Raw genomic sequence first — 13,606 nt, forward strand, 5'->3', positions numbered from 1 at the left:
AAAGCCGCCCGTTATAATCTCTAATTGAACTTGCCGCTGGTAGCTTCGGACATTTTTGCGAGTGCGTCATCAATCGTGAAGCTCGCTGCCTTCTGACTAGGCGGAAAATCCTTGAACGTCGCTGCGAATCTGTCGGCAATCGTGTAGGCACCGAACAGGATATAATCGTGGTGGAGGAACCAGTCATAGTATGAGTTCGATGTAATGTCGGCGCGTTCGTAGGGGTCGGTCCTGAGGTTGAACAGCTTCGGAAGTCGCAGCGGTATGAACGGCTCCGCCCATACCTGCAGTGTGCCCGGGCAACGCTGTTCCATGAAGACGACTTTCCAATTGTCGTAGCGGATACCGAGAACATCGCCGTCGTCACTGAAATAGACGAAGAGCTTGCGGGGACTGCTAGCCTCTTCACCCGTGAGGTAGGGCAGCAGATTATAACCGTCGATATGGTTCTTGAATGGCTTGCCGTTGGCGGTGTAGCCCTTCTTGAGCTTGTCCATCACGTTGGGATCGCCGGCCATGGCAAGGAAGGTTGGCAGCCAGTCATGGTGTTGTACGATCTCGTTTGAAACAGATCCCGCCTTGATCTTTCCTGGCCAACGCACCAGCAGCGGGACGCGGAATGCACCTTCCCAATTGGTATTCTTCTCGCTCCGGAACGGTGTCATGCCTCCATCCGGCCAAGAATTCATGTGGGGTCCGTTGTCGGTCGAATACATGACGAACGTATCTTCGGCGATGCCAAGCTCGTCGAGATAGTCGAGCATGTCGCCGACGTTCTTGTCATGATCGATCATCGTATCATGATAGGGAGACTGCCAGCGTCCGGCCTGTCCGAGACTCGACTTTTTCGTATGTGTGAACAGGTGCATGTGTGTGGTGTTGAGCCAGACAAAGAACGGCTTGCCGGCGCTGTTCTGGCGCTTGATGAAATCCTTGGCCGCATCGACGAAGTCTTCGTCGCAGGTTTCCATGCGTTTGGTGGTCAGTGGTCCGGTGTCCTTGATCTTCTGCTTCCCCACTTTGCCCCAGCGCTTTTCTTCCGTGGGATCGTCCTTGTCCTGCGCCCAGGAATGGAGCACGCCACGCGGTCCAATGCTTGCACGCAGGCCGGGGAAGTCTTTCTCCGGGAAGTAGTCGTACATTTCCGGCTCTTCCTCGGCATTGAGGTGATAGAGATTGCCGTAGAATTCATCGAAACCATGGACCGTCGGCAGGAACTTGTTGAGATCTCCCAGGTGGTTCTTGCCAAATTGTCCTGTCGCGTAGCCCTGGTTTTTCAAAAGATCGGCAATCGTCACAATCTCGGGTTGTAGCCCGGCCGATGCACCTGGAATGCCTACCTTGGATAGACCGGTACGATAGGCGCTCTGTCCGGTGATGAAGGAAGACCTTCCGGCGGTACACGACTGCTCACCATAGCTGTCGGTGAACATCATACCTTCCTTGGCGAGGCGATCGATATTCGGCGTCTGATATCCCATCAGGCCGCGGCTGTAGCAACTCAGATTGGAGATGCCGATATCGTCGCCCCAGATAACGAGAATATTGGGCTGACCGCCAACCTTCTTTGGTTTGCCGCTCTTTTTATCTTTAGCCAACTTGTAACTCCTCTTTGAATGATTACTCCAGGAATCAGCTGCCCGTTCCGTCCTGAAATGGGCCGATATCAAAGACCATGCTTGCGACAGCGAAGAGACCGATAAGAAGCAGGATTACTGCTGTCACCAGTGTATACGAAACCGGATAGCGGCTCTCCCCGTGAACAATACCATCAGCCACCATTTCCTCGCGGGTACGTCGAAGTTCGAGCATGAACTGCGTGTGATAGATGATGCCGATCACAAGCATGCATATGCCGAGAAGGACAAGCGCCAGTCCGAAACTGCGCGGTGCCCCGGCATGGGTGAGTGTGCCGGCATCGCGCAACTTCTCGAAGAACTGGAATATTGTAAATCCAAAGCCGATCAGTGAGAGGGAAGTGCGTATCACCGACATCAAGGTGCGGTCGGCGCTCATGCGGGTCCGCTGGAACGACATTCCAGTACGACGTGCGGACAAGTCCACCGAAATCACGTCGGACGGAGATTTTGAATTCGCATGTTCCATGAAGATCATTGGCCTTGTTCGTCGCGAGCACGTTCGCCACTGGAATGCACGTTTGTAAGTACGTAACGGTAACAAAGGCTGGGGCAGAACGCGCGGAGCGACACCTCCACTCGATAATGATCAGAATATTTTCCGCCCCTTAGGACCTGTCCCCGCGGTCTTTACAGTAACGTACTCCCGCGGCGAGCATCAATTATGCACTATTGTCCGACAGAAACCGGGCGTTCTGCACAACTGCCGGTTCGCCTGCCTTTTCGCGGCATATAACTCGAATGGATTAGTTTACGACGGGAGCGGAGGTTCAGCATCGGCAATGTCAACGGCTTCATCCCAAAGGGGACTCTGGAAATTGATGCTCAAATTGCCCGCGATGCGCGGGCAGCTGCAGATGCTCAGTACCCGGAATTCTACTTTGGTAAGCCTCTGCGACGCCTTCGACGAAGCGAGTTCAACCCTTGACCGCTTGCGGAGAAATGGCTCCTCGGACGACAGACTGTTGGTGGAGTACGAGACCTTGTGTTCCGATATCGAAAACGAAGTTATTGATATTTGCATTGCGGCGCGCAGCAAAATGCCTTGACCAATCAATCTGACGTAGCTCTTTGTTTCCTGATCAATCCTGTTTAAACTAAGTGTCTCAGTATAATTCCGGTGCAACCTGGGGTATTCACCCTATGGCTTCTTGGCCTGTTCCGTTCAATTCTGTTCCAGGCTGAAGCACGGGGGTCTGCCATGGAAGTTGACGTCAATATCGACGCAACGGAAACCGAAGAGGTCACCGAACAGGAGGCGAAGCAGGAATTGGACAGGCTCTTGTCCGATCCCCAGTTTCACTCGACCGATCGCAACAGGAATTTCCTTCGATTTGTAGCCAGCGAATTGTTCGAGGGTCGTGCTGCTGCGGTGAAGGCCTATACGATCGCCGTCGATGTGTTCGGTCGCCCCTGCAGCTTTGATCCCACCACGGATCCAATTGTCCGCATAGAAGCGACACGGCTTCGCGCCTCTCTTGCCCAATATTATGAGGCTCACGCCGAAGAAGGCAGCGTCCGCATCGAGCTGCCGCGCGGACGCTATATTCCTGTTTTTACCAAGGCCCCACCTCAGACTGAAACTCTCGACGAGGCCGACCTTCTTGATGCACCCGAAATCGGGAGTACAAATTCCAGCTGGAAGAGCAGGGTCTTTGATCGACGGCTCGTTCTTGCAGGACTTGTAGCGGTCGCTTGTGGTTTCCTGTGGTTTCTTTCCGTAAGGGGCCCTGTTTATTCGGAAAAGCCAAATGTTGCCATTGAAATGAAATTGGCCGGTGACCATACGGACATCGAGGCAGGGCTCATCCGCGATTATCTGATGACGGCCCTGTCGCAGTATCAGACGCTCAAGCTTGCGGCAGGAGACACGGCGTCGGAAACGGACGGAATCCGATCGGTAGCCGGGTCCCTGTTTGGTTCCGAAAGTCGAATGGATACTCGCTATCATGTGATCCTCAAATATCACCCTGACGATCACGACCGTGCGGTGTGGTGGCAGGTTGTCAATCCTGCGACGGGAGAAGCCTTGCGTTCTGGAGTCGAGCGCGTCGAGATGGGCAGGAGGCCGGGTATCGACGTTCGCTACGAACTGATTACGGACCTCGCAAACCGGTTCGTCGGCACACGCGGCGTGATCAACAGCCTGGAGTTGACGCGTGAACTGAGGTCGCCGACGTTTGGCAATGGCTGCGTTCTGCGGTCTGCCGTGGCTCTCGAACAGCTTGATACAGGCCTGTTACAAGAGGTGCAAACTTGCCTTGGTACATCGCTGGTGGACGCACCGAACAATCCAGACATCAACGCCGAACTCGCAATCGTCAATCTTGAGCTGGACGCGCCTGAAGCGCCGACCGAATTGACTGCGCAGGCACTGACGCTGGCAAATAAAGCCGTTTCGCTCGCCCCCATGTCCGACCGCGCCGGATATGCGCAAATGCTGGCACAATTCCGCAATGGTCAGACGGAAGCGGCGTTCGTGTCCGGATATCGTGCAATGGGACTCAATCCCGGCAATAGCCTCATCCCGGCCCGGCTAGGAGCTATGCTATTCGCCGTAGGCCGATGGGCGGAAGGTGTGGGAATGGCAGTCAAAGCCGGGATGGTCGATGGCGCCGCGCCCAGCGATGCCGGCCTCACGCTTGCGCTTGATGCTTACCGGCGCGGAGAATTTGCGGAAGCGCTGCTTCGTGTGCAGCAGATGGGCAGGTCGGAAAACTATATTGCCAACATTCTCGAACTTGCGGCAGCGGGCCAGATGAAAAATGCCGCAGATATAAACGAAGCGACAAAACAGCTGAACGTCAAGCGCAAGCACTTCTCCGCGTCGTTCCGCTCCGATATGGCGGCCCGCCACTATTCGCCGGAGATCGTCGACCAGCTTGGAGCCGGCTTGACGAAGGCAGGTTTTGTTCTGCCTGCTCCAGTGGCTGACGCATCCAACTAAAAGTAACGTCTCTTGGCTACGAAAACCTGGAGGGTTCACTTCCAAGGTTCGATTTTCGTTACCTTGCTGTTGTCGGCGTTCATGGTCAGACTGTATTGCGCGAACGTCGTTTTGTCATCGCAGGTCACCTGCACGATCGTGGGGCCGCCAGCAGATCGAACCTTGTCGATCCTGGCATCGGTGATCCTGTCGCACCAGAACCCCGCATTGCGGATGGCACGGGCCGTTTGCCGCTGGAGCATGCGCGATTGCAGCGGCTCGGCTGCGGTAATCTCGGAGGCGCAGAGCAAGATCAAAAGAGCTGGCAGTATGCGTTTCATCGGTAAGCCTGCTTCAGTATTTTGCCGGAATGGGCGCGAGAAAAGCCTTCAGGCAACAAAGATGCGTCGAGGCCGAATTTCTTGCAACGATGTTACTGTAACATCGTTGCTGCAGGCGCTATTTTGGACCAGCATCGCCAAGGGCACGGGGTTGCCTCCCTTCCCCTTGCCCCGCCCGGGCGGGACCGGCGATTGACGAATTCGCTCTCCCTTGCACCCACCGCGAAGTCGGGCAGTTACGGACGCGCTCGGGCCCCCATATAGTCGACGGAACTGTGAACTTTCGCTGCCGGAACAGGAGTTTGCGATAATGCCCAAGTTGTCTCTTGTTCGTGCACTTTTCCGGCTGGTGGCGCTGGTCTCCTGTATTCTGGCAGTGGAAGCTCACTCAGCAGAAAAAAGCCTGATTCACCAACATCTGCTCGACCTCGATGGCATGATGCAGCGGCGGATCGTGCGGGTTCTTGTCCCATACAGCAAGACGATCTACTTCATCGACAAGGGCAAGCAATATGGTACAGCCGTCGAGTTTGGCACGGCGCTGGAAACTGCGCTCAATATCGGCAGGAAAAAAGAGATAAACCGTGTCCATGTCGTTTTCATCCCGACAGCGCGCGACCGGCTGTTGCCTGCGCTGAATGAAGGGTTGGGCGATATCGTCATGGCCAATCTGACGATAACGCCTGAGCGCCTCAAACAGGTCGATTTTACCATTCCCATCTATGACAAGGCCAGTGAGGTTCTCGTCGCCAGTCCTTCCTCCGATGAGGTTTTCCATCTCGACGATCTCTCTGGCAAGCAGATCGCGGTGCGTGAGACGAGCAGCTATTACGAGCATCTTCTAAAGCTGAACCAGGACCTGAAGTCGCGCGGCAAGGACGAGATCAAGTTACAGATAATGGACGAAAACCTTGAGGATGAGGATCTCCTCGAAATGGTAAACGCCGATCTGCTGCACTATACCATCGTCGACCAGTACAAGGCTGCGATCTGGTCGACGATTTTCACCGATATCAAGGTACGCGACGACATCGAGATTTCGAGCGACGGCCAGATCGCCTGGGCAATCCGCAAGAACAGCCCCCAGCTCAAGAAAGAGCTGGACGTTTTTGTTGCCGCGCATCGCGTTGGCACTGCCTTTGGCAATATTCTGAGGAACACTTATTTCAAGAGCGACCGGATACTGCAGCGCGCCTATTCGGGCGACGACGTGGAAAAATTCAAACGGCTTGTCGAGATTTTTCGCAAGCACGGGAAAACCTATTCGTTCGACTATCTTATGCTGATGGCGCAAGGCTACCAGGAATCGAAGCTCGACCAGTCAAAACGCAGCCCGCGCGGCGCCGTGGGCATCATGCAACTTTTACCGGCGACGGCCCGGGACAAGGCGGTTGGTATCGATGGCATCGACAAGAATGAGGACCGTAACGTCGAGGCTGGGTCGAAATATTTGCGCTATTTGATGGATACATATCTCGACAATCCGGGAATGAATGAGCGCGACAGACAATTACTGGCTTTCGCGGCTTATAATGCCGGCCCCGGAAACCTGAAGAAGTTCCAGGACAGGGCTGTGCAGCTCGGCCTTGACCCGGATATCTGGTTCGGCAATGTCGAAAATGCCGCCGCCGCTATCGTCGGTCGAGAGACGGTGCAATATGTGGGGAATATCTACAAATACTATGTCGCATATTCGATGCTGGTTGATCGGGTGCACGAAAATGCCAATGCCCTAAGCGTCGGAGCCAAGGGAGGCTAGAGCTCTAAAGCAGCAACAGACGCTTCAGAATCGGAGCCAGCTCCTTCATCGGCAGCTGCGTCAGACCGATCGCCACGAATGGGAGCAGGGCAGCGGCGGAGACGGGCACAAGCGTCGATCGCGTCACCAGCATCGGTGAGAGCTTTTTCGCCGCATCGTAGAGCTTGCCTGGATCGGGTATTTCATCGCCTTTGATGGTTTTTTCGCCACCGCCGACAACGTTCTTGCCAAGCGTGTTACGCTCGGATTGCCGTTGATAGTCGGTTGCCCGTGCGGATGCTGCGAGTAACGTTTGTCGCTTGAGCTTTCCGAGCACACGGGCAAAGCCGATCAGCGGTACGCCGAAATAGGCTAATATAACGGCGAGCCAAAGACCCATGACAGAGCCAAATGCGGTTGCTGTAACTGTTCCGTGCAAGACTTGGTGCGTCAAAGTGCCGGCGACGACGCTACTTACCGCGATGGTGAACAGAATATAGCCGTTGGGATAGCGGCCGACGAAACTCAGACCGGCGTGACCGTCAGGATGCGTTGCCACAAGCCTTGTCCCGAGCCTTGAAAAATCACGCAGCAATAGCGCCCACACGATGTGCCGCAATACCGCACGCAAGAGTAGAAACCAGAAAAGCGTGTTGCTGATGACGATGGACCACCAAGCCGCAAGACTGAGGGATCGTCCCTCATCGTTGATTGTCATGGCCCAGGACGAGGATGCTTGTTCCTGCATGTTCGATATCAGGAATATCGATGCAAGGATGGCAAGCGTCAAACAGATAATTTCTCCCAGTCGTGCGTCGAGACGCTCACTTGCTTTGCGAATTGCCGCCTTGGCGTACACAAGTGACTTCTCGTCAAGGAGGTGGCCTGTAAAGAAGTATCTCACCGCGTCACTCAGGTGGTTCTCTATCTGTGTTTCGGCAAAAATGAACAGCCCGATCGCCAGAAAGAAACGTGCGAAGGTGCCGGGATCGAGTAAATATGGACGCGCTTCCAGCATCCCGAAAGCCGTGCCCGCGACGAGGGTCAACAGAAGTGGTATACCCCACGCAATCGCCATGAATATCAACGCGCGCGGCAGGGGCTTGAGATCGATTCCGTCAAGCAGATGTGTTTTCAGCTGCAAGTTGTAAAACGGCCCTCCGCGAAACACGAGGAAGGCCGGATCGTTGTCCTGGTCGAGCGCCATTGTCCGCCTAGTAGCTAAGCTCGGGCGTGGGCGACTTGCTGTGCAAAGTCTCGTTCAACCTGTCGGATTTAGGACGTCTGTATTCGATCTTGTTGCCCTCGAGCACGGTGAGCGGGGCGGTGACGGTCGTGGCGGCGACTTTGCCCACGGTGCCGACGCTTCCCGCCACAACCGCCGTCACGCCGTCAGCGAAGGAAACGTCTGAATCGGTAAGCGTCTGTCCCGTCACGAGCCGCTGTCCGATGAGCTGGACGATCTCCGGGCTCTCGGCGAATTTGCCGTGGCGCAGTCCGTCATCGGTTTTGACCTGGGTCAGATCCACGACGGTTATTCCGGCCGCTTCCAGCTTGGTCTTGTAAGGCTCCGCCGCCGGATTGATCGCACCAAGGCGATCGACGTCGCCCGAGATCAACCGCGACACCTTCAAGGCCCTGTCGTCCTGCGACACGAAGATGGTGATTTTCGGCTTGTCCTTGCCAAGTTCGTTCCATTGCCTTGCGAAGACATCGACATCGATATCGGGTGAGGCAAGGATCACATTCTTTATCTTGGGCTGCACCCGGCCATCGCGTATCGCCATCTGCCGCAGCGATTCCATGGCGAGCCATGTTCCCATCGAGTGGGCCATGACCGTGATTTCCTTGACGTCCTTGTCCTTGGCAAGCGTTTGCAGTCCCTGTTCAAGCGCAGTACGCGAGAAGTTGGTGCTCTCCTTGTCGTAATTATAATCGAATACGCGTGCTCTCGAAGGCCAGGTGAACAGGATTGGCGTTACCTGCGCCTTGGAATCGTGGATGATCTGGGCGAAGCGGAAAACCGAATCTTCGTAGCGGTTGTTGAAACCATGGACGAAGACCATCGCATGCCCATTAACGACATGCTGGCGGAACCAGGCGCGTCCCTCTTCGGGGGAATGCAGTTGCTGCACTTTTGTCACGGCAAAGTCCGTTTCCGGATTCGGCGGTACCTTTTTCGGCCACTGGACTGTTCCCGCTTTGCGCTTGGCATCGGAAGGGATAGATACGGTGATATCCGTCAAATAAGGCGTCGGGCTGCGCTCCCCTGTAAACAACGTCGCCGGATCGTGCGAGGGGACGCGGCTGGTAACGACGAGCATGTCGACCGTTGAACCACCCGTTGCACCCGTCACGGCCACCGGAGCCATTACGCCTTTGGCATGCCCGGCGCAACCGGCCAATGCGAGCGTGAGCAAGAGCCCAAGCACCGGCAGTGCGGCCCGGGGACTGCGGGATGGCCGCGGCAGCTGAGCTGCTTCGGAGGTATGGTTCATGTCGATGCTTTCACTCGAGGAAATTGCGGCGGGTGAGTCATGGTAGTGCTTGGCCATTTTGCGCGAAACCATCGTCAAGCCTCGATCAACCGGTTTCTTATGGCATATCGAACAAGGGCCGCGGTGGATTTGGCATCCAGTTTCCGCATTGCAGCCGCACGGTGGCTTTCGACGGTCTTCTCGCTGAGGCCAAGCACCGCAGCCGTCTCCTTGTTGCTATGGCCCTCGGCAATCAGTTTGACCACTGCCGTTTCGCGAGAGGTGAGAATACTCGACGTAGCATCGGATTTAGCGAGATAGGATGACACGAGCATGTCAGACACCGTCTTGGTAAAGAACGGCTGGCGGTGCTCCAATGCTTCCACTGCCTGGATGAGATATTGCGTGGCATCGGATTTCAGCAAATAGCCGCGTACGCCCGCTTCAAGAATGTTGCGCAGCAGAGCTTCATTGTCGTGCTGGGTAAATATCAGGACCTCGGTCTTCGGACTGTGCAGCCGGATTTGTCGCGCCGCTTCCACACCATTGATGAACGGCAAGGCGTAGTCGAGAATGACGATTTCCGGTTCGGTCAGTCGTGCCTGTCCGACAGCGTCCCGCCCGTCGGCTGCTTCGCCGACGATTTCCCAGCGATCCCGCTTCGACAGGATCGCTTTCACGCCTTGCCGGACGATCTCATGGTCATCCGCGATCAGAATCCTCGTCATACCACCCCACGCGTCCGAATGGACTCTTAAGTTCTACACCGGAAACGCTTTTCCGGCAAAAATTAACAGTTACGTACTTACGATAATGCAGTCGATGCTTGCTAATGCCGATCATATCATGTGGGAGCGTGGCAGATGAGGCAACGATTAACGAAGCTCGGTCAATTTGCGGGATTGGTCCTGTCAGTCTGGATCACGTTTCCCGCGACTTCAATTGCAGCCGATCTGGTTGTCGCCATGCCGAATTGGCCGTCGGGCCAGGTTACCGCAAACATCATCAAGACAACCCTCGAAGCGAATATGCATATGAGCGTCGACGTCGAGGAGATGGGGACGATGACCGCTTTCGCCGGGCTTGCTTCCGGGGAGGTCGATGTCCATCCGGAGGTCTGGCTGCCGAACCTCAATTCACTGGTGGAGAAATACGGCGATAAAGTCCAACTCGCGGATTTCGGCGTCCCCGCCTGGCAGGGCATTTGCACGACCAAGCAGACAGTCGATAAAACGGGCATCCATGCGGTCGCAGATCTTCTCGATCCGAAAAAGACCGCAGCTTTCGACACGGACGGCGATGGCCAGGGAGAGATGTGGATTGGCGCCGAGACGTGGTCATCCACAGTCATCGAACGTATTCGGGCCAACAGTTATGGTTATGCCAAGACAATGCGGCTTCTCGAAATGCCGGAGGAAATGGGCATGGCGGCGGTCGATGCGGCCGAGGCGACAGACAAGCCGATCATATTTGCGTGCTATAGCCCCCATGTCGTCTTCAAGCTGCATGACATCGTCAAGCTTGATGAGCCCGCCCACGATGCGTCCAAGTGGCATGTAATCCTGCCTGCGGACGATCCTGATTGGCTGGCCAAATCGAGTGCACCCGTTGCCTGGGATGCCGCACGCTTTCACATCGCCTACTCGAAGGCATTGGCTACGAAGAGTCCGCAAGTGACCAAGTTCCTTGAAAACATCGATTTCACGCCCGACGAAATCACCGAGATGAGCTATGCGGTCGAAGTCGACCGCCAGCCCCCAGCCGACTACGCCAAGGCATGGGTCGGAAAACATGCGGACCGGGTGCAAAAATGGTTGAAGGGGACGGCGAAATGAAAAGAAGTTCCGCATCGTTTCTTGGTATGCAGTCAGCCATTTTTCTGGCTGTAGCAGGATTATTCATTGGTGGTATCGCGGCCGGACTGGCCCAGGTTCCAAAGACGCAGATCTACGATACGAAGACCCGGACCTGGATCGCCTATGACAGCAAGAAAGCCCGCAAATATTACGCGGCGAACGGTCAGGTGCCCGAGGCATTCCGCAAGCAGATGGTTCCGTTCCGGACCGCTGAAAAACCGGGAACCATCATCATCGATGGCAACCAGCATTTCCTTTATCTCGTCAAAGGTGGTGGTCAGGCCGTTCGATATGGCATTGGCGTTGGCCGCGACGGTTTCGGATGGGCGGGTATAGTGCGCGTCGGGCGTATAGCCGAATGGCCAACCTGGACGCCGCCCGCCGAGATGGTCGCGCGTGACCCGAATGCCGTGAAGTTCGCAGGGGGAATGCCCGGTGGTCCCGACAATCCACTCGGAGCACGTGCGCTTTATCTCTATGAGGGCGATCAGGACACGATCTATCGCATCCACGGCACGCCGGAGCCCTGGTCTATCGGGCTCAATGTGTCGTCGGGCTGCATCAGAATGAACAATGAAGACATTGTCGATCTGGCTTCACAGATCCAGGTCGGAGCGAAAGTGATCGTGCTCATGCAGGGCGCGTCACTCTACAAAGGTGTTTGAGTAGCAAAGTCAGGGGGAAAACGATGCTTTGCAGATCAGGTCGAGGACATTTGAAAAATATCAACTTCATTATGGTCGCGAGTGGTATATTTGCGCTGGCAGGATGTGTGTCGGACAACAGCCCCACACCCGAAAACATGGCAAGAAACACGGCGCAGACGGCACCAGCCGATTTGCAATTGGCCTGCGCCAGCGCTTCGGCGACAAAGTTTGGCGGCGACAGCGCGACGGTCCTTCCCGTGAGTTCGGCGGCGGTGGATGGCGGTAGATATCAGATCATCCTCGACTCCAAAGGTCAGCGTTCGACTTGCCTGATCGATTCCACCGGAGCCGTCCTGTCTGTGGAAAAAGTTTGATGCCCTAACGAACCGACTGCAAGCAATTACCGGGGTGCTGCACGTCATCAGAACGTGGAATTTGAGGAGAGCCGCTATGTCATTGCACCAAAAAACGATTGCCGTGGTCGCTTCGGCAGCGCTGCTGATGTGTGGGCCGGGCATGCAGGCTTGGACGCAGACGCAGCCTGCGCCCGCCGCAATAGCGCCGGCCGCACCTGTGGCACCGGCGCCTGCACTACTGACTGCGGCAGAGCTGCAAACGCTGACCGCGCGCATCGCGCTCTATCCCGACGACCTTGTGGCTCTCGTGCTTTCGGCCGCGCTCAACCCTCTACAGATCGTCCAGGCGGCGCGGTTTCAGGATCAGGCGAAGGCAAAGCCGGATGCGAAACCCGATCCATCATGGGACGGAAGCGTCATATCGCTTCTCAACTATCCAACAGTCCTCACGATGATGAACGACGATCTCGAATGGACGCAGCAACTGGGTGAGGCGGTTGTCAGTCAGCAGAAAGACGTGCTTGTGGCCATACAGGAACTCCGCGACAAGGCAGTGGACAACGGTACGATCAAGTCAAATGACAAGGTTGTCGTGGAAACGAATAACGACAACAACGTCATCATCCGTCCTGCCAAAAAGGAAGTGACGTACGTTCCGACCTATGATCCCGTCATCCTGACCAGCCCGACCTATGTTGCGACGACCCCGATCGTTTATGGCGATCCTTACCCTTCATATTATTATCCTTACGCTCCCTATTGGAGCGGATTTATCACCGGAGCGGTTTTCGGTGCGGCGGTCGACTGGGATAATTGGCACTCATGGGGAGGTAATGACGTCGACATCGACATCGGTGAAATCAATCGCAACGATTTCCACTTTGACAAAAACAATATCAATAATCTCAATTTCGATAGCAGCAAATTCAATTTCGACCGGGATTCCATCACGAACAATGTTCGTGAGAACAGGGGAAATCGGCTCGATTTGAGAGAGAATGGCGGTGGCAACCTCGGTAACCTTGGCGGGCTTGCAGGTGCCGGGCTCGCAGGCGCCGCGGGTGGCGCACTCGGATCAAGGATACAGAGCAGCGATGTACGCCGCGATGTGCAGAACCAGCTGAAGCAAAGGGATGGCGGCAACTTCGCCGACAATCGTCCTGGTCAAGGTGCAAATCGTCCAGCCAATCGCGATATCGGGCAAGGCGCAGGAGCGGGAAACCGCAACATCGGACAAGGCGCGGGCAACCGCAACATTGGACAAGGTGCAGGGGCCGCCAACAGACCTAACGCCAACCGCCCGGATCGACCTCGGCAACAGCCGGCAGGCGGCCGAGTCGATAACCGTCCGAGGCAGCCAAGTGCACTCGGCAATTATGGCTCCGGTCGGGATGCCCGTGCCTCGTCCCAGCGCGGCAATGCCAGCCTGGGCGGCGGCGGAGGACGTCCCAGAGCCCAGGGTGGCGGTGGTGCCAGGGTCCAGGGTGGCGGCCAGCGCGCCAGGGGCGGTGGCGGCCCCAGGGTGCAACGCGGCGGCGGAGGCAGAGGCGGCGGAGGTCGAGGTGGCGGAGGCCGTGGCCGTCGGTGACCTGTCAAAGCCATCACCATTCCTTGTGAAGGGATTACGA

Annotated in this window: 12 protein-coding genes; 6 read left to right on the forward strand and 6 right to left on the reverse strand. The window is 56.1% G+C overall.

From position 1 onward, the window contains the following. Positions 1-20: 20 nt before the first annotated feature. Positions 21-1,598 carry an arylsulfatase gene (locus PHA01_RS19115; protein ID WP_271897959.1) on the reverse strand — a complete coding sequence of 526 codons (1,578 nt, stop codon included), beginning with the start codon at positions 1,596-1,598 and terminating at the stop codon, positions 21-23. Positions 1,599-1,632: 34 nt separating this feature from the next. Beyond that, positions 1,633-2,016 (reverse strand): YidH family protein, encoded by a 384-nt coding sequence (locus PHA01_RS19120; protein WP_255626453.1) that lies wholly within the window; start codon positions 2,014-2,016, stop codon positions 1,633-1,635. Between the two features lie 822 nt (positions 2,017-2,838). On the opposite strand from PHA01_RS19120, the gene PHA01_RS19125 reads away from it, so the two are divergent. Next, entirely contained in the window at positions 2,839-4,584 is a 1,746-nt protein-coding gene (locus PHA01_RS19125; RefSeq protein ID WP_271897960.1) for a hypothetical protein, read from the forward strand. A gap of 35 nt (positions 4,585-4,619) precedes the next feature. Here the strand turns inward: PHA01_RS19125 and PHA01_RS19130 are convergent, their stop codons facing one another. After that, positions 4,620-4,904: a hypothetical protein gene (locus PHA01_RS19130; protein WP_271897961.1), complete on the reverse strand. Its 285-nt coding sequence runs from the start codon at positions 4,902-4,904 to the stop codon at positions 4,620-4,622. Between the two features lie 310 nt (positions 4,905-5,214). Here PHA01_RS19130 and PHA01_RS19135 point away from each other — a divergent pair, with 310 nt between their 5' ends. Then, a complete protein-coding gene (locus PHA01_RS19135; protein ID WP_271897962.1) occupies positions 5,215-6,663 on the forward strand; it encodes an MltF family protein in 1,449 nt (482 codons plus the stop codon). 4 nt (positions 6,664-6,667) lie between these two features. On the opposite strand, the gene PHA01_RS19140 is transcribed toward PHA01_RS19135, so the two are convergent. The 3 genes from PHA01_RS19140 to PHA01_RS19150 all read right to left on the reverse strand — a co-directional run bounded on the left by PHA01_RS19140 (position 6,668) and on the right by PHA01_RS19150 (position 9,847). After that, positions 6,668-7,849, reverse strand: coding sequence for a hypothetical protein (locus tag PHA01_RS19140; protein ID WP_271897963.1), 1,182 nt, complete (start codon positions 7,847-7,849; stop codon positions 6,668-6,670). A gap of 7 nt (positions 7,850-7,856) precedes the next feature. After that, complete coding sequence (locus PHA01_RS19145) at positions 7,857-9,140, reverse strand: alpha/beta hydrolase (RefSeq protein ID WP_417020992.1); 1,284 nt, start codon at positions 9,138-9,140, stop codon at positions 7,857-7,859. A 74-nt stretch (positions 9,141-9,214) separates the two neighbouring features. Beyond that, positions 9,215-9,847: a response regulator gene (locus PHA01_RS19150; RefSeq protein WP_271897965.1), complete on the reverse strand. Its 633-nt coding sequence runs from the start codon at positions 9,845-9,847 to the stop codon at positions 9,215-9,217. A gap of 135 nt (positions 9,848-9,982) precedes the next feature. Here PHA01_RS19150 and PHA01_RS19155 point away from each other — a divergent pair, with 135 nt between their 5' ends. The 4 genes from PHA01_RS19155 to PHA01_RS19170 all read left to right on the forward strand — a co-directional run bounded on the left by PHA01_RS19155 (position 9,983) and on the right by PHA01_RS19170 (position 13,566). Then, positions 9,983-10,954: an ABC transporter substrate-binding protein gene (locus tag PHA01_RS19155; RefSeq protein WP_271897966.1), complete on the forward strand. Its 972-nt coding sequence runs from the start codon at positions 9,983-9,985 to the stop codon at positions 10,952-10,954. Beyond that, positions 10,951-11,640: a L,D-transpeptidase gene (locus tag PHA01_RS19160; RefSeq protein ID WP_417020986.1), complete on the forward strand. Its 690-nt coding sequence runs from the start codon at positions 10,951-10,953 to the stop codon at positions 11,638-11,640. Before PHA01_RS19155 ends, PHA01_RS19160 begins: the two co-directional genes overlap by 4 nt. A gap of 50 nt (positions 11,641-11,690) precedes the next feature. Beyond that, positions 11,691-11,996: a hypothetical protein gene (locus PHA01_RS19165; RefSeq protein ID WP_271897967.1), complete on the forward strand. Its 306-nt coding sequence runs from the start codon at positions 11,691-11,693 to the stop codon at positions 11,994-11,996. 76 nt (positions 11,997-12,072) lie between these two features. After that, positions 12,073-13,566 (forward strand): DUF3300 domain-containing protein, encoded by a 1,494-nt coding sequence (locus tag PHA01_RS19170; protein WP_271897968.1) that lies wholly within the window; start codon positions 12,073-12,075, stop codon positions 13,564-13,566. Positions 13,567-13,606 lie beyond the last annotated feature (40 nt).

Source organism: Candidatus Phyllobacterium onerii (genome assembly GCF_028331445.1).
Lineage (GTDB): Bacteria > Pseudomonadota > Alphaproteobacteria > Rhizobiales > Rhizobiaceae > Phyllobacterium > Phyllobacterium onerii.

Coding starts and splice junctions, on each gene's coding strand:
- PHA01_RS19120 (WP_255626453.1), bottom strand. CDS start 2,016: ATGAGCGCCGACCGCACCTTGATGTCGGTGATACGCACTTCCCTCTCA.
- PHA01_RS19125 (WP_271897960.1), top strand. CDS start 2,839: ATGGAAGTTGACGTCAATATCGACGCAACGGAAACCGAAGAGGTCACC.
- PHA01_RS19130 (WP_271897961.1), bottom strand. CDS start 4,904: ATGAAACGCATACTGCCAGCTCTTTTGATCTTGCTCTGCGCCTCCGAG.
- PHA01_RS19135 (WP_271897962.1), top strand. CDS start 5,215: ATGCCCAAGTTGTCTCTTGTTCGTGCACTTTTCCGGCTGGTGGCGCTG.
- PHA01_RS19140 (WP_271897963.1), bottom strand. CDS start 7,849: ATGGCGCTCGACCAGGACAACGATCCGGCCTTCCTCGTGTTTCGCGGA.
- PHA01_RS19145 (WP_417020992.1), bottom strand. CDS start 9,140: ATGAACCATACCTCCGAAGCAGCTCAGCTGCCGCGGCCATCCCGCAGT.
- PHA01_RS19150 (WP_271897965.1), bottom strand. CDS start 9,847: ATGACGAGGATTCTGATCGCGGATGACCATGAGATCGTCCGGCAAGGC.
- PHA01_RS19155 (WP_271897966.1), top strand. CDS start 9,983: ATGAGGCAACGATTAACGAAGCTCGGTCAATTTGCGGGATTGGTCCTG.
- PHA01_RS19160 (WP_417020986.1), top strand. CDS start 10,951: ATGAAAAGAAGTTCCGCATCGTTTCTTGGTATGCAGTCAGCCATTTTT.
- PHA01_RS19170 (WP_271897968.1), top strand. CDS start 12,073: ATGTCATTGCACCAAAAAACGATTGCCGTGGTCGCTTCGGCAGCGCTG.